At 71.0% G+C, this 22586-nt stretch carries 17 protein-coding genes and 2 tRNA genes; 4 read left to right on the top strand and 15 right to left on the bottom strand.

The window, feature by feature from the left end; translation table 11 throughout:
- The first annotated feature begins 234 nt into the window (after window positions 1-234).
- On the top strand, window positions 235-1539 hold the full coding sequence (locus ACIQ87_RS31280; RefSeq protein ID WP_402413241.1) for a M14 family zinc carboxypeptidase: 1305 nt from the start codon (window positions 235-237) through the stop codon (window positions 1537-1539).
- Window positions 1540-1688: 149 nt separating this feature from the next.
- On the opposite strand, the gene rodA is transcribed toward ACIQ87_RS31280, so the two are convergent.
- From rodA to ACIQ87_RS31240, 8 genes are all read right to left on the bottom strand, one after another.
- On the bottom strand, window positions 1689-2888 hold the full coding sequence (gene rodA / locus ACIQ87_RS31275; RefSeq protein WP_402413238.1) for a rod shape-determining protein RodA: 1200 nt from the start codon (window positions 2886-2888) through the stop codon (window positions 1689-1691).
- A complete protein-coding gene (gene mrdA / locus ACIQ87_RS31270) occupies window positions 2885-5251 on the bottom strand; it encodes a penicillin-binding protein 2 (protein ID WP_402413235.1) in 2367 nt (788 codons plus the stop codon). Before mrdA ends, rodA begins: the two co-directional genes overlap by 4 nt.
- A 51-nt stretch (window positions 5252-5302) precedes the next feature.
- Complete coding sequence (gene mreD / locus ACIQ87_RS31265; protein WP_402413232.1) at window positions 5303-5944, bottom strand: rod shape-determining protein MreD; 642 nt, start codon at window positions 5942-5944, stop codon at window positions 5303-5305.
- Window positions 5945-5947: 3 nt separating this feature from the next.
- A complete protein-coding gene (gene mreC / locus ACIQ87_RS31260; RefSeq protein ID WP_402413229.1) occupies window positions 5948-6919 on the bottom strand; it encodes a rod shape-determining protein MreC in 972 nt (323 codons plus the stop codon).
- A 115-nt stretch (window positions 6920-7034) separates the two neighbouring features.
- A complete protein-coding gene (locus ACIQ87_RS31255; protein WP_049648984.1) occupies window positions 7035-8060 on the bottom strand; it encodes a rod shape-determining protein in 1026 nt (341 codons plus the stop codon).
- Window positions 8061-8390: 330 nt separating this feature from the next.
- Window positions 8391-8804, bottom strand: coding sequence for a nucleoside-diphosphate kinase (gene ndk, locus ACIQ87_RS31250; protein WP_224277488.1), 414 nt, complete (start codon window positions 8802-8804; stop codon window positions 8391-8393).
- Window positions 8805-8912: 108 nt separating this feature from the next.
- Window positions 8913-9263, bottom strand: coding sequence for a DUF4233 domain-containing protein (locus ACIQ87_RS31245; protein ID WP_402413226.1), 351 nt, complete (start codon window positions 9261-9263; stop codon window positions 8913-8915).
- A gap of 1 nt (window position 9264) precedes the next feature.
- Complete coding sequence (locus ACIQ87_RS31240; RefSeq protein WP_402413224.1) at window positions 9265-10656, bottom strand: bifunctional folylpolyglutamate synthase/dihydrofolate synthase; 1392 nt, start codon at window positions 10654-10656, stop codon at window positions 9265-9267.
- A 489-nt stretch (window positions 10657-11145) separates the two neighbouring features.
- On the opposite strand from ACIQ87_RS31240, the gene ACIQ87_RS31235 reads away from it, so the two are divergent.
- Window positions 11146-12675 carry a chitinase gene (locus ACIQ87_RS31235; RefSeq protein ID WP_402413221.1) on the top strand — a complete coding sequence of 510 codons (1530 nt, stop codon included), beginning with the start codon at window positions 11146-11148 and terminating at the stop codon, window positions 12673-12675.
- Between the two features lie 31 nt (window positions 12676-12706).
- Here the strand turns inward: ACIQ87_RS31235 and ACIQ87_RS31230 are convergent, their stop codons facing one another.
- Together ACIQ87_RS31230 and ACIQ87_RS31225 are read right to left on the bottom strand one after the other, a co-directional pair.
- Window positions 12707-13231 (bottom strand): hypothetical protein, encoded by a 525-nt coding sequence (locus ACIQ87_RS31230; RefSeq protein WP_402413218.1) that lies wholly within the window; start codon window positions 13229-13231, stop codon window positions 12707-12709.
- Between the two features lie 310 nt (window positions 13232-13541).
- Complete coding sequence (locus ACIQ87_RS31225) at window positions 13542-16181, bottom strand: valine--tRNA ligase (protein WP_402413214.1); 2640 nt, start codon at window positions 16179-16181, stop codon at window positions 13542-13544.
- A 193-nt stretch (window positions 16182-16374) separates the two neighbouring features.
- Between ACIQ87_RS31225 and ACIQ87_RS31220 the strand changes: the two genes are divergently transcribed.
- The gene (locus ACIQ87_RS31220) at window positions 16375-17247 is read left to right on the top strand and encodes a hypothetical protein (RefSeq protein WP_402413211.1); all 873 of its coding nucleotides are present in this window, start codon (window positions 16375-16377) and stop codon (window positions 17245-17247) included.
- Between the two features lie 71 nt (window positions 17248-17318).
- On the opposite strand, the gene clpX is transcribed toward ACIQ87_RS31220, so the two are convergent.
- From clpX to ACIQ87_RS31195, 5 genes are all read right to left on the bottom strand, one after another.
- Complete coding sequence (gene clpX / locus ACIQ87_RS31215) at window positions 17319-18608, bottom strand: ATP-dependent Clp protease ATP-binding subunit ClpX (protein ID WP_045696864.1); 1290 nt, start codon at window positions 18606-18608, stop codon at window positions 17319-17321.
- A 279-nt stretch (window positions 18609-18887) separates the two neighbouring features.
- The gene (locus ACIQ87_RS31210; RefSeq protein ID WP_392884317.1) at window positions 18888-19550 is read right to left on the bottom strand and encodes an ATP-dependent Clp protease proteolytic subunit; all 663 of its coding nucleotides are present in this window, start codon (window positions 19548-19550) and stop codon (window positions 18888-18890) included.
- A 56-nt stretch (window positions 19551-19606) separates the two neighbouring features.
- Complete coding sequence (locus ACIQ87_RS31205) at window positions 19607-20227, bottom strand: ATP-dependent Clp protease proteolytic subunit (protein ID WP_392884367.1); 621 nt, start codon at window positions 20225-20227, stop codon at window positions 19607-19609.
- A gap of 267 nt (window positions 20228-20494) precedes the next feature.
- Window positions 20495-21892 (bottom strand): trigger factor, encoded by a 1398-nt coding sequence (gene tig / locus ACIQ87_RS31200; protein WP_402413207.1) that lies wholly within the window; start codon window positions 21890-21892, stop codon window positions 20495-20497.
- A 303-nt stretch (window positions 21893-22195) separates the two neighbouring features.
- Window positions 22196-22269 (bottom strand) — tRNA-Pro (locus ACIQ87_RS31195).
- Between the two features lie 192 nt (window positions 22270-22461).
- On the opposite strand from ACIQ87_RS31195, the gene ACIQ87_RS31190 reads away from it, so the two are divergent.
- Window positions 22462-22532 (top strand) — tRNA-Gly (locus tag ACIQ87_RS31190).
- Window positions 22533-22586: the final 54 nt, after the last annotated feature.

Genomic DNA, 22586 nt, shown 5'->3' with positions numbered 1-22586 from the left:
AGTTGAGTCGTACGCTCGGCCCTCGTCGGTTTTCCGGCCGACGCGCCTCTTCCCTCACCACGGGCCGCCGCAGCACAGCCCTGTCCGCCCTGCCAGGCCCCGCCCCGCTCGGCCGCCGTTCCCCGGCCCCGCGGTGCCGCCCCGTCCGTTCCCGTCCCCCGCCCGCACGCCGTGCCCGGCGGCGCACCCGCACGCCCGCGCCCCGGCGGCCGTACGACCGGCGCTAGGAGAACCATGACCGACACCGGTCGGCGGATCCGCCCGCTCCGGCCCCTCGACACCCGGCCGGCCCGCTACCCGACGCCGGCCCAGGCCGAGTCCGCCGCGCGGCGGCTCGCGCTGCGGCACCCGGACCGCTGCCGGCTGCGCGAGGTGGGCCGTTCCCGGGCCGGGCGCCCGCTGATGCTGCTCTCCGTGGACCGCGGGCCGCGCGCGGTGCTGGTGGTCGGCGGCCCGCACCCCAACGAGCCGATCGGCACCGCCGGGACGGTCCGGCTCGCCGAGGTGCTGCTGGACCGTCCCGCCCGCCCCGGGCTCTCCTGGCACCTGCTGCTCTGCCTCGACCCGGACGGCGCCTCGCTCAACGCCGGCTGGCTGGACGGCCCGCTCACCATGCGGCGCCACTACGAGCACTTCTTCCGCCCCTCCTTCGAGGAGCAGCCCGAACTGCTGCCCGCCCCGGGCTCCGGCCGCCCACCGATGCCGGAGAGCCTGGCGCTGACCGGTCTGATCGACGAGCTGCGCCCCTTCCTCCAGTGCTCGCTGCACGGGGTGGACTTCGGCGGCGCGTTCGTCCAGCTCACCCGCCCGGTCCCGGGCCTGGCCGGGCGCTTCGCCCGCTCCGCGGAGCGGGCCGGCGTCCCGCTCGACGTGGACTCCTACGACGCGATCGGCTGGGCCAGCCCGGACCCCGGCACCTATCTGATGCCGCCCCCGGGCGCCGGGGGCTCCCGGGCCCTGCCGGACGAGCCCGAGCTGTCCACCTGGTCGTACGCGGCGGGGTACGGCGCGGTCAGCGCGGTCCTGGAGGTTCCGATGTGGGCCGTCGACGCGGTCGGCGACGCCCGCCCCCACCCGGCCGGGGCGCAGGCCCTCGCGGCGGCCGCCCGCGACCTCACCGTCCGCGCCGAGCAGCTCACCGCCCTGCTCCCGGCCGTCCCCGCGCACGGCGCGCGGGCGTACGGCGCCGAGGCGTCCGGTGCCCTGCTGCGCACCGCCGAGTCCAGTCTGGCGGTGGCCCCGCGGGTGGCCGCGGAGTGGCTGGAGCGCTGGGGTGCCGAGCCGCTCACCGTCTCCCGGGTGACCACCGCCGGACTGGTCGCGGCCCGGGTGCCGCTGCGGGTCGCGTCGGTCCTGCTGCGGCTGCTCGCCGACGACCGCGGGCCCGCCGCCGAGGCCGCCCGGGACCGCGCCCGCGCCGTCGTCGGTGACAGCCTGGACCGGCTGCGCCACCGCTTCGGCGCCCGTTGGGTCCCCGTCCAGGAGCAACTCGCGCACCAGACCCGCGCCGTCCTCACCACCGCCGACTGCCTCCGCTAGGCCCACGTCCAGGAGCGCGTCCAAGACCGCGTCCAGCACCGCGTCCAGCACCGCGTGCGACAGGTCACGCCGGCTGCGACACGACGGGCCGCGACACGACGGCGGGGCCGGCCCGGGAAGTCCCGGACCGGCCCCGCCGCGGAGCGCGCTCAGGCCGCTATCGGCCGCTGGCTCCGCACCGCCTGGAGCAGCCCGATGGCCAGCCAGTTCGCGAACATCGACGAGCCGCCGTACGAGACGAACGGCAGCGGGATGCCCGCGACCGGCATGATGCCCAGGCACATCCCTATGTTCTCGAAGGCCTGGAAGGACAGCCAGGCGATGACCCCGGCCGCCACGATCGTCCCGTACAGGTCGGTCGCCTGCCGGGCGATCCGGCAGGCCCGCCAGAGGATGACGCCGACCAGCGCGATGATCGCCAGCGCCCCGACGAAGCCCAACTCCTCGCCGGCCACGGTGAACACGAAGTCGGTCTGCTGCTCCGGCACGAACTGCCCGACGGTCTGGGTGCCGTGGAACAGCCCCTTGCCGGTCAGCCCGCCCGAGCCGATCGCGATCCGGGCCTGGGCGGTGTTGTAGCCGACGCCGTTCGGGTCCAGCTGCGGGTTGGCGAAGGCGGCGAAGCGGTCGATCTGGTACTGGCTCAGCAGCCCGAACTTCCAGATCGCCACGCACCCGGCGGTGCCCGCCATCAGCAGGCCGAGCACCCAGCGGTTCGCGGCGCCCGAGCCGAGCAGGATGCCCAGCACGATCGCGGCCATCACCATCACCGAGCCGGCGTCCGGCATCAGCATCACTATGGCCATCGGCAGGCCGGCCCAGAGCAGGCCCCGGAACACGGCCCGGTGCGAGGGGAACTCCCGCTCCCCCGCGTCCACCTGGTCCGACAGCACGACCGCCATCGCCAGCACGATCGCGAGCTTCGCGAACTCGGCCGGCTGGATCGAGAAGCCGCCGCCGAGCTGGATCCACGAGTGCGCGCCGTTGATGGTCGAGCCCAGCGGGCTGAGCGTCGCCAGCAGCATCACGATCACGCCGACGTACAGGAACGGCACGATCGTGCGGAAGCGCCGGCTCCCTATCGCTATCACCACGGAGCACAGCACCAGCCCGACCACGAAGTTGGTCAGGTGCCGGTACAGGAAGTACTGCGGGTCCCCGTGGGTCAGCGAGTCGCGCCCGCGGGTGGCCGACCAGACCAGCAGCGAGCTGCCGGCCGACAGGGCCAGCGCGGCCACCAGCAGTATCCAGTCCAGCCGCCAGAGCGGGGAGTCCTTGGCCAGGGCCTTGGAGACCCCGCTGCGCTGCGGGGCCAGCCGCAGCTGCCGGTACGAGCCGTAGGAGGTCATGCCCGTCCCCTTCCCGGTCCGCGCGAGGGTTCGAGCGCGGCGTCGGCCGCGGTGTACGACGCCGGACGGTCGGTCGGCGGTGTCTGGTCGAGGAAGGCCGTCGCGGGGGCCGGCTGCGCCGCGTCCGTGTCGGGCAGCCCGGCGGCCGGCACGACGGCCGGGGCGGCGCCCGCCCCCTGGAGCTGGGCCGGGGTCTGGAGCTGGGCCGGGGTCTGGGCCTGACCCTGACCCTGGACGCCCGCCGCCTGGCCGGCGCCGTAGGTGACCGGCTTGATGATCGCGGTGCCGTCCGGGTTGAACTTCGGCAGCTCGGTCTGCGGCGCGGGCAGCAGCGCCTTGCCGTTGTCGATGGTGCCCTTGTCGTCCACGCCGTACAGCGCCTGGTAGATCCGGCGGATGGCGTCACCGGAACCGCCGGAGCCGGTGCCGCCCTGGCTTATCGTCATGACGACCGCGTAGTCCTTGCTGTACGTGGTCAGCCAGGAGGTGGTCTGCTTGCCCTCGACCTCGGCGGTGCCGGTCTTGGCGTGCAGCGCGATCTTGTCCTGCGGCCAGCCGTTGAACTTCCAGGCGGCGGTACCGGACTTGATGACGCTCTCGGTGGCCTGGTCGATGTAGCTGAGCAGCTTCTGGTCGCCGGGGAACTGGGCGTCCGCCTGCGGGGCGATCTCGCGGACGAGGTCTCCGCCCGGGCTTATCACGGCCTTGGCGATGGTCGGCCGGTAGAAGGTGCCACCGTTGGCCAGCGCCGAGTAGATCCGGGCCATCTGGACCGGGGTGACGAGGGTGTCGCCCTGGCCGATCGCGAAGTTGACGGCGTCACCGGCGCGCATCTGGTAGCCGTCGACGCAGTTCTCCCGGGCGATCTGGTCGGAGTAGCTGTTGCCGCCCTTCTGCCCCTGGGCGCACCAGGCGTCCTTGTTGTTGTCGTAGAAGGACTGCTTCCACTGCCGGTCCGGCACCCGGCCGGACACCTCGGCCGGCAGGTCGATGCCGGTCTTGGCGCCGAGGCCGAACTGGTGGGCGGTCTTGAAGAACCAGTCGCCCGGGTCCTTCTTGGGCTTGATGCCGCCGTCCTTCATCCACTGGTCGTACGCCAGGCCGTAGAAGACGGTGTCGCAGGAGACCTCGAGCGCCTTCTCCAGGGAGATCTGGCCGAAGTTCTCGCTCTCGAAGTTCTTGAACTCGCGGCCGCCGATGGTCATGCTCTTCGGGCAGTCGTAGCGGCCGTCCAGCGAGTAGCCGGCCTGCACGGCGGCGGTGGTGGAGATGACCTTGAAGGTCGAACCGGGGGCGGACTGGCCCTGTATGGCCCGGTTCAGCAGCGGGAAGTTGGACTCCTTGCTGGTCAGCGACTGGTAGTCCTTGCCGCTGATGCCGCCCACCCAGAGGTTCGGGTCGTAGGTCGGGGCGCTCGCCATCGCGACGATCCGCCCGGTGTGGACGTCCATCACCACGGCGGCGCCGGAGTCGGCCTCGTAGTTGCGGTTGGTGACCTTGTCGAAGGTGTTCCTGGCGTCGTTCATGGCCTGCGCCAGGTTGTCCTCGACCACCTTCTGCACCCGGGCGTCGATGCTGGTGACCAGGTTGTCGCCGGTCTGCGGGGCGACGGTGCCGGCGTTGCCGATCACCCGGCCGAGGTTGTCGACCTCCAGCTTGGTGATGCCCGCGGTGCCGCGCAGGTCGCGGTCGTACACCGACTCCAGGCCCGCCCGCCCGATCTGGTCGGCCGGCAGGTAGCGGTCCAGGCCGCTCTTGCCGGCGGTCTTGCTGACCTCCTCGTCGGTGACCGGCGAGAGGTAGCCGAGCACCTGGGCCATGTTGGCGCCCTCGGCGCCGGTGTAGCGGCGCACGGCGGTGGGCTGCGCGGTGACCCCGGGGAAGTCCTCGCGGCGCTCCATTATCTGCATCGCCTGCTGGGTGGTCGCCTCCTTGGTGACCGGGATCGGCTGGTACGGCGAACCGTTCCAGCAGGGCTGCGAGGTCTTGGCGTCGCAGAGCCGGACCTTCTCCTGCACGTCCTTGGCGGGCATCCCCAGCACCTCGGCCAGCCGGGACAGCACCGCCTTGCCGCCGTCCTTCTGCTGCAGCAGCGAGGTGCGGCTGACCGAGACCACCAGCCGGGTCTCGTTGCCGGCCAGCACCCGCCCGGACGCGTCCAGGATCTCGCCGCGGACGGCCGGCTCGACCACCTCGCGGATGTGGTTGCCGGTCGCCTTCGCGGTGTACTCCTTGGCGTTGCGGATCTGCAGGTACCACAGCCGCCCGCCGAGGGTGGCGAGCAGCGACAGCACCAGGATCTGCAGCACCACCAGACGGATCGTCACCCGTCGGGTGCGTCCGGTCTCGGGGATGTTGCTCACGTCTCGTGCGCTCCAGGATGCGGGGAGGTCGGGTGGTCGGGGCCGGGCCGGTTACGGGCGGCGGGCGAAGCCGGGCACGCGCCGCTTCTTGTACGACGGACCGGAGGTGGAGGCCTCGCGGGTGGTCCGGTAGCGGGACAGCGTGCCCAGACCGGAGCCGCCCTCGTCGTCGTCCGCGGCGGTCACCGGGTCGCGCCCGAAGCGGCAGCCGAGGTACATCACCAGCGGCACCACGAAGGGCGCCAGCAGCAGGTCGTAGAGCAGGGCGCTGATCACCAGTCCGCCGAGGCCGACGTGCCGGGCCGCGGTGTCGCCGACCAGGGCGCCGACCGTCGCGTAGAGCAGGGTGGAGGCGACCGCCGCGCCGCCGACCACGAGCAGCGAGCCGGCCACCGAGCGCTGGCGGCCGTGGTCGGGGCGCAGCAGTCCGGCGGCGTAGCCCATCAGGCAGAGCACCAGCGCGTAGCGGCCGATCGCGTGGTCGGAGGGCGGCGCGAGGTCGGCCAGCAGGCCTCCGAAGAAGCCGACCAGGCAGCCGCCGGTGGGCCCGTAGACCATGGCGAGGCCGACCACGACGAGCAGCAGTATGTCCGGGGTGGCTCCCGGGAGCTGGAGCCGGCCGAAGACGCTGACCTGGAGGATCAGGCCGAACAGGACGAGGCCGGCGGAGACGGGGATGCGGGCGAGGCGCATGGCTCAGTTCCCCCCAGTGGGCTGTGCGGGCGGGGCGGCGGGCGCGACGGCCGGGGCCTGGCCGGGGAGCGCGGCCGGGACCTGGCCCGGCGCGGCGGCCGGCTGGCCCGGGGCGGGCGCCGGCGGCAGGACGGCGTCGCGCGGGTCGGTGCGCGGCGGCACGACCACCACGCCGACCAGGTCCAGCCGGGTGAACTGGACGAAGGGCTCGACCAGGACGGTCTTGGTCAGCTGGCCGGCGTTGGCCTGGACCTCGGTGACCTTGCCGACCGGGACGCCGGGCACGAACGGACGGCCGCTCTGCGAGCCGAAGGTGACCAGCCGGTCGCCGGCCTTGACCTGGGCCTTGCCGTTGAGCAGGGAGACCTTCATCGGGCTGTCGCCGCCGCCGGAGGCGAAGCCGATCTCGCCGGTGCCCTCCAGCCGGGTGCCGGCCGAGAAGCCGGGGTCGGAGGCGAGCAGCACGGTGGCGGTGGTCGGGGCGACGGTGGTGATCCGGCCGACCAGGCCCTGGCCGTTGATCACCGTCATGTCGCGGGTGAGGCCGTCGTCGCTGCCGGCGTCGATGGTGATGGTCCAGGAGAAGCCCTGGGCCGGGCCGATCGCGATGACCTGGGCGGCCTTGACGGTGTAGCCGCCGGAGCCGGCGGTGCGCAGCAGGTCGTCCAGTTGCTTGGTGCGCCCGGTGGCCATGTCGGAGGAGGCGAGCTTCTGCCGCAGTTCGGTGTTCTCGCGGGCGAGCTGGTCGGTGCGGCCGCTGTCGGTGGCCGCGTCCCGGAAGGCGCGGACGGTGTCGGCGACCGGGTCGACGACGGTGGCGGCGCCGCGCTCGACCGGTCCGAGGACGCCGGCGGCGGCGTGCCGGGCCGGGCCGAGCGGGGAGTCCTCACCGCCCTTGATGTCCACGGTGATCAGCGCGAAGGCGACGGCCACCAGCAGGATCAGCAGCAGCCGGCTCTCTCGTGTGTCCCTCACGGTGCTGGTACTGCCCCTTCGTACCCGGTCGCCGCCCGGGGCTGTGGGGCCCGGGCGGCGACCCGTTCAGTCGAGTGTCGGATGTGACGCGTGGTACCGGTGGTGCGGCGGCCTGTCAACGACGCGGCGAGGCGTCGAGTACCTGCTGGAGCGCCTCGAACTCCTCGACGCACTTGCCGGAGCCGAGCGCGACGGAGTCGAGCGGGTTCTCCGCGATGTGGATCGGCATGCCGGTCTCGCGGCGCAGCCGCTCGTCCAGTCCGCGCAGCAGGGCGCCGCCGCCGGTGAGCACGATGCCCCGGTCCATGACGTCGCCGGCCAGCTCGGGCGGGCACTGGTCGAGGGTGGTCTTGACCGCGTCGATGATCGCGTTGACCGGCTCGTCGATGGCCTCGCGGACCTCGGCGGCGGAGATGACGACGGTCTTGGGCAGGCCGCTGACCAGGTCGCGGCCGCGGATCTCGGCGTGCTCGTCCTTCTCGCCTTCGAGGCCGAAGGCGCTGCCGATGCTCATCTTGATCTGCTCGGCGCTGCGCTCGCCGAGGAGCAGCGAGTATTCCTTCTTGATGTGCTGGACGATCGCGTTGTCCAGTTCGTCGCCGGCCACCCGGATGGACTGGGCGGTGACGATGCCGCCGAGGGAGATCACGGCGACCTCGGTGGTGCCGCCGCCGATGTCGACGACCATGTTGCCGGTGGCCTCGTGGACGGGCAGGCCGGCGCCGATGGCGGCGGCCATCGGCTCCTCGATGATGTGCACCTGGCGGGCGCCGGCCTGGGAGGAGGCCTCGATGACGGCGCGGCGCTCGACGCCGGTGATGCCGGAGGGCACGCAGACCACGACGCGGGGGCGGGCGAGGTAGCGGCGGCGGTGGATCTTGAGGATGAAGTACCGCAGCATCCGCTCGGTGATCTCGAAGTCGGCGATCACGCCGTCCTTGAGCGGACGGATGGCGACGATGTTGCCCGGGGTCCGGCCGATCATCTTCTTGGCCTCGGCGCCGACGGCGAGGATCCCGCCGGTGTTGGTGTTCACCGCGACGACGGACGGCTCGTTCAGGACGATGCCCTTGCCCCTGACGTACACCAGCGTGTTGGCTGTTCCGAGGTCGATCGCCAAGTCGCGGCCGATGAACGACAGGTTGCTCGCCATGGGGTGTGGGTGCCTTCCCGGGCTCGGAGTTCATGGGGGGGTGGACGAATGCGCGCCCACGCTTGGGCGGAGACCAGCTGAGCTGCCTTACCGGGCCCTTGAGTCGCGTCCATCGTAGTCACGCCGCGCGGTACGGACGTCGACGTGGGGCATACCGTCCATTGTCCGGGGCCTGATCGCTTCTCCGAGGATTGGGACGCCGTGTCGGCGCTGCCAGTTCCCTATTTCACGATAAGAATGCCCCGGCCGGGCCAATGGTCCCGACCGGGGCGGTACTAACGTCCCCCCGGGCGTGTCGCCCGGTTCCGGCTCGCCGGATCAGGCGTGCGCGGGGAAGAAGATCTTGATCTCGCGCTCGGCGGACTCCGGGGAGTCGGAGGCGTGGATCAGGTTCTCGCGGGTGATCGTCGCGTAGTCGCCGCGGATGGTGCCGGCCCCGGCCTCCAGCGGGTTGGTGGCGCCGGCCAGCATGCGGATGCCCTTGACGACCTCCTCGCCCTCGACGATCAGCGCGATCGACGGACCGGAGGTCATGAACTCCAGCAGCGGCTCGTAGAACGGGCGGCCGACGTGCTCCGCGTAGTGCTGCTCCAGCGTCGCCCGGTCGAAGGTGCGCAGCTCGATGGCGGCGAAGCGCCAGCCGGCCTTGCGCTCGATGCGGCTGATGATCTCGCCGGCCAGGCCGCGGCGGACGGCGTCGGGCTTGAGCAGGACGAGAGTGCGCTGGGACACGGTGCGTCTCCTGGGGATTCGGTTCGGCAGACAGTCGGGTCGACAAGCGGTGCCGACAGGGCAGAGGTTACCTTGCGTACACGGCGTGTCGGTCGGCCGGTCCGGGCCTCAGGCGTGTACGGCGGCGGCCTCGGCGGCGGCCCGGGCGGCCTTGAAGTCGTCCACCTTGCGGCCGTAGTGAACGGAGCACCACCACAGGCCGGCGAAGACCACACCGAGGCCGAACATGGTCGGCAGGATGAAGCCGGCGGCGATCAGTCCGATCTGCAGCGCCCAGCCGATCTGCACCGCGCCGGGGCGGTTGATCATGCCGCAGAGCGCGATGCACAGGGCCATCGCGATGCCGCTGACCGTCCAGATCTCCCCGGTGGAGACGTCGGAGAGCCGCATCGCGACCAGCGCCGCGAACATGATCAGGAGCGCTTCGCCGATCAGCGTCGAGGAGCAGAGCGTCCTCATGTCACTTCCTCCCGAGCAGCAGGCGGGCCTCGCCCACCGTGATGACCGAACCGGTGACCAGCACCCCGGCGCCACCGAGGTCGCCCTCCTCCTCGGCGAGGGTGACGGCGGCGGCGATGGCGTCGTCGAGCCGGGGCTCGACCTGGACGCGGTCCTCGCCGAAGACCTCGACGGCCAGGGCGGCGAGCGCGTCGACGTCCATCGCGCGGTGGGTGGAGTTCTGGGTGATGACGACCTCGGCCAGGATCGGCTCGAAGGCCTCCAGCACGCCGGCCACGTCCTTGTCCCCGGAGGTGCCGATCACGCCGACGAGCCGGGTGAAGCCGAAGGACTCGGTGAGCGCGGCCACGGTGGCGCGGGCTCCGTGCGGGTTGTGGGCGGCGTCCAGGACGATCGTGGGGCTGCGGCGGACGACCTCCAGGCGGCCCGGCGAGGAGACGCCGGAGAAGGCCTGGCGGACCTTCTCCACGTCCAGCTGTCCGCCGCGCGCGCCGCCGACGCCGAAGAAGGCCTCGACCGCGGCGAGTGCGAGGACCGCGTTGTGCGCCTGGTACTCGCCGTGCAGCGGGATGAAGACGTCCTCGTACTCCTCGCCGCCGAGTCCGCGCAGCGTCACCAGCTGGCCGCCGACGGCGAGTTCGCGGCGGATCACGCCGAACTCCATGCCCTCGCGGGCGACCGTGGCGTCCACCTCGACGGCGCGGCGCAGGATGGTCTGGGCGGCGTCCAGCTGCTGCTGGGCGACGACGGCGACGGAGCCGGACTTGATGATCCCGGACTTCTCGCCCGCGATCTCGCCGGTGGTCTCGCCGAGCTTGTCGGTGTGGTCCAGTCCGATCGGGGTGATCACCGCGACGGCGGCGTCGATGACGTTGGTGGCGTCCCAGGAGCCGCCCATGCCGACCTCGACCACGGCGACGTCCACCGGGGCGTCGGCGAAGGCCGCGTAGGCCATGCCGGTCAGCACCTCGAAGAAGGACATCGGCACCGGCTGGGCCGCGTCGACCATCTGCACGTAGGGCTCGATGTCGCGGTAGACCTCGACGAAGCGCTCGGGGGTGATCGGGGCGCCGTCCAGGCTGATCCGCTCGGTGACGGACTCCACGTGCGGGCTGGTGTAACGGCCGGTGCGCAGCTCGAAGGTGTTGAGCAGCTGCTCGATCATCCGGGCGGTGGAGGTCTTGCCGTTGGTGCCGGTGATGTGGATGGAGGGGAAGGACCGCTGGGGCTGGCCCAGGATGTCCATCAGCGCCTCGATCCGGTCGAGCGAGGGCTCCAGCTTGTTCTCCGGCCAGCGCTCGGAGAGCTCCACCTCGACGTCGCGCAGGGCGTCGCCGGTGCCGCCGTCGGCGGGGCGGATGGTGTACGGGTTCGGGTCGGCCTTGTCGCTCACGACCACAGTCTACGGAGCGCCGACGGATCCTCCTCACGGGGTGAGAACGACCACTTTGCCCGTTCTTTCCCCTGATCATCTAGTTTCGCCCCTTTACTATTGATTTAGCGACTCGACCCGCAATGAGGCATCGATTTGCAGCCAATAGGGGCTTTTGGCCTTTGTTTGCGAGGAGCACCTCGCCACGGGTCGCCGGACTGATCCCACCGACCTCGTCGGCCATCCCGAGCCCGTACGGCGACAGCCCGGCTCGGCCCGGATCGCCGCGCCGACCGCGCCGACCGCCGCGCCGGAATGGGCCGAGGTCGAGCCGGCGGCCGCCCGGGTCCTCTTGACAGCGGAATTGGTCTACTCCACCTTGTGAGGCAAGTCTCCGTTCCCGACCGGGACTTGAGTTGTCGGTAGCTCCCGCAAGCGCACCATCGACACCCCGGACGGCGTTCCTCCCCCACGAGGCGCCGCCGGGCCTCCCCCACTGGAGATGGAGTCATGCCACCTGCCCGACACCGGCGCACCCGCGCCGTCCACTCGCTGCTCGCCGGTGCGAGCGCCCTCGCCGTCGGCCTGAGCGGGCTCGTGCTCGCCGGCGGCACCGGAGCCCACGCCGCCGACACCGACCTGATCACCAACGGCGGCTTCGAGACCGGGAACCTGTCCGGCTGGACCTGTTCGAGCGGCACGGTCCAGAGCACCACCACCCACTCCGGCGCGTACGCCCTGCAGTCCACCCCGGGCGGCGGCGACACCGGCGAGTGCACCCAGACCGTCCCGGTGAAGCCCTCCTCCTCGTACACCCTGAGCTCCTGGGTCCAGGGCTCGTACGTCTACCTGGGCGCCCGCGGCACCGGCGGCACCGACCCGAGCACCTGGACCCCCGGCGGCACCGGCTGGACCCAACTGAGCACGAGCTTCAGCACCGGCCCGAACACCACCAGCGTCACCGTCTACCTGCACGGCTGGTACGGGCAGCCGGCCTTCGCCGACGACGACGTCTCACTGCTCGGGCCCGGCGGACCGCAGCCGTCCCCGAGCCCGACCGCCACCGCCTCGCCCAGCCCGACGCCCACCGCCACGGGCACCGGCAGCCCCTCCCCCACCGCCACGTCCACCGGAAGGCCGCCGAACCTGCCCAAGCACATCCTCACCGGCTACTGGCAGAACTTCGACAACGGCGCCACCGTCCAGCGGATCAGCGACGTCCCGGCCGCCTACGACATCATCGCGGTCTCCTTCGCGGACGCCACCGCCACCCGCGGCGGCCTGAGCTTCACCCTCGACCCCACCCTCTCCTCCCGCCTCGGCGGCTACACCGACGCCCAGTTCAAGGCCGACATCGCGGCCAAGCGGGCGGCCGGGAAACGTGTGGTGCTCTCCATCGGCGGGCAGAACGGCACGGTCTGGGTGGGCGATTCCGCCTCCGCCGCGAACTTCACCAGCACCGCCTGGACGCTGATGCAGAGTTACGGCTTCGACGGGATCGACATCGACCTGGAGAACGGCATCAGCTCCACCTACATGGGCCAGGCCCTGCACGCCCTGGCGGCAAAGGCGGGGAGCGGGTTCATCCTCACCATGGCCCCGCAGACGATCGACATGCAGTCGACCGGCATGGAGTACTTCAAGCTGGCGCTGAACGTGAAGGACATCCTCACCATCGTCAACATGCAGTACTACAACTCCGGTGCGATGAACGGCTGTGACGGGAACGTCTACTCGCAGGGCACCGAGAACTTCCTCACCGCGCTGGCCTGCATCCAACTCAAGGGCGGGTTGCGGCCCGACCAGGTGGGCCTCGGGGTGCCGGCCTCCACCAGCGCCGCGGGCGGCGGGTACCTCGCCGCCGGCACGGTCAACAGCGCGCTGGACTGCCTCGCCTCCGGCACCAACTGCGGCAGCTACAAGCCGGACACCACCTGGCCGGGCATCGGCGGCGCGATGACCTGGTCGACCAACTGGGACGCCAAGGCGGGCAACCCGGTCGCGAACACCGTCGGTTCGCACCTGCACGCCATGCCGTAACCGGCGCGACCGGCCTGCCGGAGGCCCGGGGTCAGACCCCGGCCCGGGCCTCCGGCACGTGCGCGGAACCGCCGTGCCGACGGCGCAACTCGGCTGTGATCTCGGCCAGTTCACCGTCGGGCAGCAGCGGCAGCATCATCGCGACGCCCTGCAGCAGACCGCCCAGCAGGAAGGTGGTGTCGGGCGTCGCCGCCACCAGGCCGCGGACCTCGGCCACCTCGCCGGCCGCCACCGCCTCGATCAACTGGGCGGCGTTCGCGGTCTCCTCGTCCACCTCGACCGCGCCGGTGTCCTCGGGGGCGCGCCGGGCCATCGCCCGCAGCACCTTGTCGCCGACCTCGGGGGCGTACGCCTTGCGGACGGCCTCGGCGGCGATCCAGGCGAGCAGGGTGGCCACCTCGCGCTCGGCGTGCTCGGCGAACAGCAGGTCCAGCTCGTGGTCGAACGCGACCTGGTTGCCGTGCCGGAACGCGAGCAGCAGGGTCGCCGCCCTGGCCTTGGCCTCCTCGACCGCCTCGGCAGGCAGTTCGTCGGCCAACTCCTCGGTCACCACCACGCCGTGCCCTCCCGTCCGTCGCTCAGCAGGAACGCTCAGCGGAAACGCCCATTCGGAAACTCCGTGCACACGGTACACAGCTGACCTGCAAACTTCCGCGAACGCGCGCGGGCAAGACCGGAATCAATTCGCTCGGAATAGGACCTCACCCGGTCGCAGGATGATAATTCGCCGGAAGGGAGCAATGTTGCTGGGCTATTAGGCGTAGTGAAAGCGCCCCGGAAGGCGGCCTCGGAAGGCGGCCCCGGAAAACGCCGGGGGCCGCACCCCGCGCGTCGCGGAGTACGGCCCCTTCGGCGGAACCGGCGGCTCAGCCCTGCGGCAGCGCCGCGAGCTGGGCGGTGATCCGGGCGATGTCGGCCTCGGCGGCCTCCTGACGGCCCCGGATCTTGGCGACCACCTCGTCCGGCGCCTTGGCGAGGAACGCCTCGTTGCCGAGCTTGGCGGTGGTCTGGGCCTTCTCCTTCTCGGCGGCCGCGAGGTCCTTGGCCAGGCGCTTGCGCTCGGCCGCGACGTCGATCGTGCCGGAGAGGTCCAGCGCGACGGTGGCGCCGGCCACCGGCAGCGAGGCGGTGGCCGCGAAGCCCTCCTCCGGGACGGTCAGCCGCAGCAGCGAGCGGATCGCGTCCTCGTGGACGGCCAGCACGGTGCCCGCCAGCTCCAGCCGGGCCGGGACGCGCTGGCCCGGCTTGAGGCCCTGGTCCGAACGGAACCGGCGGACCTCGGTGACCACCTGCTGCAGCGTGGCGATCTCGGCCTCGGCCGCGGCGTCACGGTAGCCGCTGTCCTGCGGCCAGTCGGCGATGACCACCGACTCGGCGCCGGTCAGCGTGGTCCACAGGGTCTCGGTGACGAACGGCACGATCGGGTGCAGCAGGCGCAGCGTGACGTCCAGGACCTCGCCGAGCACCCGGCGCGCGGCGTCGGCCTGGGGGCCGCCCTTGGCCAGGGTGGTCTTGGAGAGCTCGACGTACCAGTCGAAGACCTCGTCCCAGGCGAAGTGGTACAGCGCCTCGGAGAGCTTGGAGAACTGGTAGTCCTCGTACAGCGCGTCCACCTCGGCGACGGTGCTGTTGAGGCGCGACAGGATCCAGCGGTCGGTCGCGGTCAGCTCCTCCGGCGCGGGCAGCGGGCCCTCGACGGTGGCACCGTTCATCAGTGCGAAGCGAGTGGCGTTCCAGATCTTGTTGGCGAAGTTGCGGGCCGCCTGGACCCAGTCCTCGCCGATCGGCACGTCGACACCCGGGTTGGCACCGCGCGCCAGCGTGAAGCGCAGCGCGTCGGAGCCGTACTTGTCCATCCAGTCCAGCGGGTTCACCACGTTGCCGAAGGACTTCGACATCTTCTTGCCGTTCTGGTCACGGACCATGCCGTGCAGCGCGATGGTGTGGAACGGCGGGGTGCCGTCCATCGCGTAGAGGCCGAACATCATCATCCGGGCGACCCAGAAGAACAGGATGTCGTAGCCGGTGACCAGGACGGAGTTCGGGTAGAACTTCGCGAGGCTCTCGGTCTGCTCCGGCCAGCCGAGCGTGGAGAACGGCCACAGGCCGGAGGAGAACCAGGTGTCGAGGACGTCGGTGTCCTGGTGCCAGCCCTCGCCGGTCGGCGGCTGCTCGTCGGGGCCGACGCAGACGATCTCGCCGTTCGGGCCGTACCAGACCGGGATGCGGTGGCCCCACCACAGCTGGCGCGAGATGCACCAGTCGTGGAGGTTGTCGACCCAGTCGAAGTACCGCTTCTCCATCTCCTGCGGGTGGATCTTGACCTTGCCGTCGCGGACCGCGTCGCCGGCGGCCTGGGCCAGCGGGCCGACCTTGACCCACCACTGCATGGACAGCCGCGGCTCGATGGTGGTCTTGCAGCGCGAGCAGTGGCCCACCGAGTGGACGTACGGGCGCTTCTCGGCGACGATCCGGCCCTCGGCGCGCAGCGCGGCGACGATCGCCGAGCGGGCCTCCAGGCGGTCCAGGCCGAGGAACGGGCCGTGCACGGTGATGACGGCGTGCTCGTCCATGACGGCGATGTTCGGCAGGTTGTGCCGCTGGCCGATCTCGAAGTCGTTCGGGTCGTGCGCGGGCGTCACCTTGACGGCGCCGGTGCCGAACTCCGGGTCGACGTGGGCGTCGGCGACGATCGGGATCCGGCGGCCGGTCAGCGGCAGCTCGATCTCGGTGCCGACCATGTGCTTGTAGCGCTCGTCCTCCGGGTGGACGGCGACGGCGGTGTCGCCGAGCATCGTCTCGGCACGCGTGGTGGCGACGACGATGGAGTTCTCCCCCTCGCCGTAGCGGATCGAGACCAGCTCGCCGTCGTCGTCCTGGTACTCCACCTCGATGTCCGAGATGGCGGTCAGGCAGCGCGGGCACCAGTTGATGATGCGCTCGGCGCGGTAGATCAGCTCGTCGTCGTAGAGCTTCTTGAAGATGGTCTGGACGGCCTGGGACAGGCCCTCGTCCATGGTGAAGCGCTCGCGGGACCAGTCCACGCCGTCGCCCAGGCGCCGCATCTGGCCGGAGATCTGGCCGCCGGACTCCGCCTTCCACTTCCAGACGCGCTCGACGAAGGCCTGGCGGCCCAGGTCGTGGCGGGACTTGCCCTCCTTGGCGAGCTCGCGCTCGACCACGTTCTGGGTGGCGATGCCGGCGTGGTCCATGCCGGGCTGCCACAGGGCCTCGTAGCCCTGCATGCGCTTGCGGCGGACCAGGCCGTCGATCAGCGTGTGCTCGAAGGCGTGGCCCAGGTGCAGGCTGCCGGTGACGTTCGGCGGGGGGATGACGATGGTGAACGGCGGCTTGTCGCTCTTCGCGTCCGCGGCGAAGTACCCACGCTCCACCCAGCGCTCGTACAGCTCGCCCTCTACGTCCGCGGGGGTGTAGGTCGTCGGGAGGGTTGCTGCTTCGTCCCCGGCAGAGGTGCTCACGGGGCGCTGGTTCGTCGTGTCGGTCACGACGCACAGTTTACGTAACGGGGGGGAGGGTGACGAAACGGCTTTCGGCGCGCCCGGGCGGGCCGCCGCCGGACGGCCCCCGCCCGGCACCCGTGCGGTAGCGTGCCCGAAAACCCGTCCGGTGGACCGGACGGGTCCGGAACGACCGGACACCACGACAGGCCGCGGGTGCGGCGGGGGAGCACGAACGCAGATGTACGGCCAGGGACAGCAGTACCCGCAGGGACAGCCGCAGCCTTACGGCGGTCAGCCGCCGCAGTACGGGGGGCAGCCGCCCCAGTACGGTCAGCCGCCCCAGCAGGCCTACGGCGCACCCCAACAGCCGTACGGCCAGCCGCAGTACGGTCAGCCGCCGCAGCAGCCCTACGGCGCGCCCCAGCAGCCGTACGGTGTGCCGCCGCAGGCGCCGTACGGCCAGCCGGGCTACCCGCCGCCGCCCCAGCAGCCCAAGGGCAAGGGCGGCCTGGTGATCGGGCTGGTGGTCGGCGCGCTGGTGCTGGGCGGCGGCGGCTTCGCCGCCTGGAAGTTCCTCGGCGGCTCCGGCGGCAGCGACTCCGGCGGCAGCTACAAGATCTCCACCCCGCAGAACCTCCCGGAGGGCTACGTCCAGAAGACCGCCAAGGAGGAGGCCGTCGACCCGTCCAAGCCCGACGCGAAGGACGCCGACAAGTACGGCAGCAACCTCAACGTCGTGGTCGCCACCTACAACAAGGGCGGCGACCCGACGGACGGCATCTCGGTGGCCGGCCTGTACGGAACGATCAACGACCCCGACCAGATCATCGAGGACTCCAAGAAGGGCGGCTCGGGCCTCTCCTGGAGCACTCCGCTGGCCGACTTCCCGGCCCAGGACGGCCACGCCTCCAACGGCCGGCTCTCCTGCGGCGTCTACACGCTGCAGGCCCTCAAGACCCAGTCCACGGTCTGCATCTGGGCGGACAAGTCGACCTACGCCCGGGTGACCTTCACCAAGGTCTCCGCCGGCGGGGGCGCCCAGGCCCTCACCGTCACCCAGGCCGCCGAGCGGACCCGGGCGATCCGGGACGCCATGAAGGTCGCCAGGTAGCGCCCGCGCGCACGAGGAGGGGCCCCACACCGGATCCGGTGCGGGGCCCCTCTCGTCTGCGGGTCTTCGGGTCAGGCGCTCTTCTCCCGGCGCTCGCGCTTGATCATGTCGCGCGGCACCAGGGTGGGGATGGCGTGCTTGGAGACCACGTCACCGGTGACCACCACGCGGGCGACGTCCTGGCGCGAGGGGACCTCGTACATCACGGACATCAGCACCTCCTCCATGATGGCCCGCAGACCGCGCGCGCCGGTGCCGCGCAGGATCGCCTGGTCGGCGATCGCCTCCAGCGCGTCCCGGGAGAACTCCAGCTCCACGCCGTCCAGTTCGAACAGCTTGCGGTACTGCTTGACCAGCGCGTTGCGCGGCTCGGTGAGGATCTGGAGCAGCGCCTCGCGGTCCAGGTTGTGCACGCTGGTGATCACCGGCAGACGGCCGATGAACTCGGGGATCATGCCGAACTTCACCAGGTCCTCGGGCATCACCTGGCGGAAGTGGTCGCTGGCGTCCGACTCCCGCTTGGAGCGGATGTTGGCGCCGAAGCCGATGCCCTTGGCACCCGCGCGGCCCTCGATGATCCGCTCCAGGCCGGCGAACGCGCCGCCGACGATGAACAGCACGTTGGTGGTGTCGATCTGGATGAACTCCTGGTGCGGGTGCTTGCGCCCGCCCTGCGGCGGCACCGAGGCGGTGGTGCCCTCCAGGATCTTCAGCAGGGCCTGCTGCACGCCCTCGCCGGAGACGTCCCGGGTGATCGACGGGTTCTCGCTCTTGCGCGCGACCTTGTCGATCTCGTCGATGTAGATGATCCCGGTCTCGGCCTTCTTGACGTCGTAGTCGGCCGCCTGGATCAGCTTGAGCAGGATGTTCTCGACGTCCTCGCCGACGTAGCCGGCCTCGGTCAGCGCGGTGGCGTCCGCGATCGCGAACGGCACGTTCAGCATCCGGGCCAGGGTCTGCGCCAGCAGCGTCTTGCCGGAGCCGGTGGGGCCCAGCAGCAGGATGTTGGACTTGGCCAGCTCGATGGCGTCCTCGCGGCCGTTGCCACCGCTGCGGCCCGCCTCACCGGCCTGGACGCGCTTGTAGTGGTTGTAGACGGCGACCGACAGCGCCTTCTTGGCGAGGTCCTGGCCGACCACGTACTGGTCCAGGAACTCGTAGATCTCGCGCGGCTTCGGGAGTTCCTCGAAGCGCACCTCGGAGGTCTCGGCGAGTTCCTCCTCGATGATCTCGTTGCACAGGTCGATGCACTCGTCGCAGATGTACACGCCTGGGCCGGCGATCAGCTTCTTCACCTGCTTCTGCGACTTGCCGCAGAACGAGCACTTGAGCAGGTCGCCACCGTCTCCGATGCGTGCCACGAGGTGCTTCCCCTTCGCCAGGGGCCCCGCAGGGTTCCGGGGCCTGGTGCTGTGGACCGTCAACGCCGACGGCGCTCGGTCTCGCTATCCGACGGTACTCTGCCGGGCCCGTGATTCCGTCCTCTTCGCCAGGTCTGCCCTACGCCCTGGGCGAATTGATACCGAACAGATGCCGTCGCACGGGCCCGAGGATGGGCCGGGGCGGGGTGCGCACCCGGGTGCGCACCCCGCCCCGACGCGCCCCTCCCGACCCGCTCGCGGGCCGGGAGGGAGCCGACCTCAGGAGGTCAGCGAGGTCTTGCGGGTGGAGATGATCTGGTCGACCAGACCGTACTCGACGGCCTCCTCGGCGGTCAGGATCTTGTCGCGCTCGATGTCGTCGCGCACCTGCTCCGCCGACCGGTTGGAGTGCTTGGAGAGCATCTCCTCCAGCTGCTCGCGCATCCGGAAGATCTCCTTGGCCTGGATCTCCAGGTCGGACACCTGGCCGCGGCCGGTCTCGGTGTACGGCTGGTGGATCAGGATGCGGGCGTTCGGCAGCGCCATCCGCTTGCCGGGGGTGCCGGCGGCGAGAAGCACGGCCGCGGCGGAGGCCGCCTGGCCCATGCAGACCGTGGTGATGTCCGGCTTCACGTACTGCATGGTGTCGTAGATGGCCGTCAGGGCCGTGAACGAGCCGCCGGGCGAGTTGATGTACATCTGGATCTCGCGGTCCGGGTCCATCGACTCCAGGCACAGCAGCTGCGCCATGATGTCGTTCGCCGAGACGTCGTCGACCTGCGAGCCGAGGAAGATGATGCGCTCCTCGAACAGCTTGGCGTACGGGTCGTACTCGCGGATGCCCTGCGTGGTGCGCTCGACGAAGCGCGGGACGATGTAGCGGCCCTCGGCGCGCATGTCCTCGACGCGGGCCTGGGCGGCCGACAGGCTGGGGATGTTCATGGGGGTCCTTGTCCTCCGGGGCGTTGGGGCTGTGGTGTCGCGGGCCGGGCCGAGGCTCAGGCAGCGCCCGTGCCGCCGCCGCCGGGGACGTCCGCGGCGCTGTGCATGATCGCGTCGATGAGGCCGTACTCCAGGGCCTCCTCCGGGGTGAACCAGCGGTCGCGGTCGGAGTCGGCGGTGATCTGGTCGAAGGACTGGCCGCTGTGGTGGGCGATCAGCTCGGACATCCGCTTCTTGGTGCGGAGCAGCTGCTCGGCCTGGATGCGGATGTCGGTGGCGGAGCCGCCGAGGCCCGCGGAGGGCTGGTGCATCAGGATGGTCGAGTTGGGCAGCGAGAAGCGCTTGCCCGGGGCACCCGCGGTCAGCAGGAACTGGCCCATCGAGGCCGCCATGCCCATCGCGATGGTGACGACGTCGTTCTTGATGTACTGCATGGTGTCGTAGATCGCCATGCCGGCCGAGATCGAGCCGCCCGGGGAGTTGATGTAGAGGAAGATGTCCTTGTCCGGGTCCGCGGCCAGCAGCAGCAGCTGCGCGGTGATCTTGTTGGCGATGTCGTCGTCGACCGCCTGGCCGAGGAAGATGATCCGCTCGTTGAGCAGCCGGTTGTAGACCTGGTCGCCAAGGCCGCCGAGCACGTCACCAGCGGCGGCGTGCGGCGCCATCGGGCCAGGCATCTGCATCTGCGGGAACGTCACTTAGCCACCTGCTCAGTCGGGTTGGACGGTCGCTCCACGGCCGTCACGGTGTCGCACAGCTTCCGGGTATCACGTCGTGATTGTTGCTGTCCAAGGACCCTAACGCGCAGGCCGGGCCGCAGAATCCCTCACGCAGAACTGTTCGCTGTGAGCGCAGGGTCGCGGCGGCCGCGGGTGGGACGACAGCGGGCCCGGACACCGTACGGCGTCCGGGCCCGCTGCGGCCTGGAGGGGCTACCGGGGCGCTCAGGCCTCGGTCTTCTCCTCGGCGGCGTCAGCCTCGGCCTCGACGGTCTCAGCCGACTGCGACTCGTCGGCCTCGTCATCGTCGAAGTTGATCTCGTTGCCCTCGGTGTCGACGACCTTGGCGGCCTCGACCACGGTGGCCAGCGCCTTGCCGCGGGCGACCTCGCCGACCAGCAGCGGAACCTGGCCGCCCTGGACGACCTGCTGGGCGAACTGGTCCGGGGTGAGGCCAGAGCCGGCGGCGCGGCGGATGAGGTGCTCGGTCAGCTCCTCCTGGTTAACACCCAGCTCCTCGTTGGCGACGATCTGGTCCAGGACGAACTGGGTCTTGATGCCCTTCTTCGCCTGCTCCTCGATCTCCGCGTCCCACTCCTCGCGGGTCTTGCCCTGGGTCTCCAGGAAGGCGTCGAGGGTGAGGCCCATCGGCTGGAGCTGGTGGTGCTCCACGTTGTGCTTGCGGGTCTCGACCTCGTCCTTGAGGAGCTTCTCGGGGTACTCGATCTCAACCAGGGCGAGCAGCGCGTCCAGGACCTTCTCCTGGGCCTGGGTGGCCTGGTCGTACTCCTTCATGCGCTCGAGGCGCTTGCGGGAGTCGGCGCGCAGGTCCTCCAGGGTGTCGAACTCGCTGGCCAGCTGGGCGAACTCGTCGTCCAGCTCGGGCAGCTCCTTCTCCTGGACGGCGGTGACGGTGACGGTGACCTCGGAGGTCTTGCCCGCCTGGGTGCCACCCTTGAGCTCGGTCTCGAAGGTCTTCTCATCGCCGGCCGACAGGCCGATGACGGCCTCGTCGATGCCGTCGATCAGGCGGCCCGAGCCGATCTCGTAGCTGACGCCGTTGGCGGTGCCGTCCTCCGGCACCTCGCCGTCGACCTTGGCGACCAGGTCCACGACCACGATGTCGTCGGCCGTGGCGGCGCGCTCGACGTCCTTGACCGAGGAGAAGCGCTCGCGCAGCTGCTCCAGCGACTTCTCGATGTCCTCGTCGGAGACGGCGATCGGGTCGACGGTCACCTCGATGGAGGAGAACTCCGGCAGGGTGATCTCCGGGCGGACGTCCACCTCGGCGGTGAACTTCAGGTCGCCGCCGTCGGCGATCTTCTCGACACCCTCGATGTTGGTGATGTCGGGCTGGCCGAGGACCTCGATCTTGACCTCGTCGACGGCCTGCGTGTAGAAGCGCGGCAGGGCGTCGTTGACGGCCTCCTCCAGCACGGCACCACGGCCGAAGCGCTGGTCGATGACCCGGTTCGGGATCTTGCCCTTGCGGAAGCCCGGGACCGAGACCTGCTGGTTGATCTTCTTGTACGCCGCGTCGAGGCTGGGCTTGAGCTCCTCGAAGGGCACCTCGACGGTGAGTCGAACCCGGGTCGGGTTCAGAGTCTCGACGGCGCTCTTCACGGTTAGGTCTCCTATGGGCTTGCGGGCGGGTTGTCTCCGCCCGTCCCCGTCACCCGGCCGGAGCCGGAAGGGGTCGGACGAGACGGGCGATGGGCGGTTGGAGCTGCATCTCCCGTGGGGTGGACGGTGAGCTTGACTCCTCGCCCTCGTGCGGTTGACCTGGGTTGACGCCACAGGGACTACCGCCAGCGCCCCATCCTACCGGTACCACGAAAGGCGGACGCCAGACGCCACCGTACCGCCGCCGTGCAGCTCCGATACAGAACAGGGCCCCGCCCCGGTGGGCGAGACCCTGCCGCACTGTCGGGGTGACCGGATTCGAACCGACGGCCTTCCGCTCCCAAAGCGGACGCGCTACCAAACTGCGCCACACCCCGTGGTGCCGAGAGGAAGCGTACACGCCGGGCCTGCACGGCTCGCCGAGTTGTTCAGCTTGTTCCGCGCGGGCGCGACGCGCCCGAACCGCGCGGGCGCGCAGGGGCGGCGTGCGCGATGGGGTGTGCACTCGGGCGCCCGGACCAGGTAGGCTGTCCCCCGAACTTCCGGCCGGTGACGGCTGGGAGCGTCGTGCGGGCGTAGCTCAATGGTAGAGCCCTAGTCTTCCAAACTAGTCACGCGAGTTCGATTCTCGTCGCCCGCTCTCCGGTCCGGCCCCGGTGTGCTCAGCACACCGGGGCCGTCGGCGTTTGCGGGC

The organism is Kitasatospora sp. NPDC096204, assembly GCF_044763205.1.
In the GTDB taxonomy this organism is placed as follows: Bacteria; Actinomycetota; Actinomycetes; order Streptomycetales; family Streptomycetaceae; genus Kitasatospora.
Note: the sequence above shows the minus strand (reverse complement) of the source record. Positions and strands in the feature narration are given on the sequence as shown.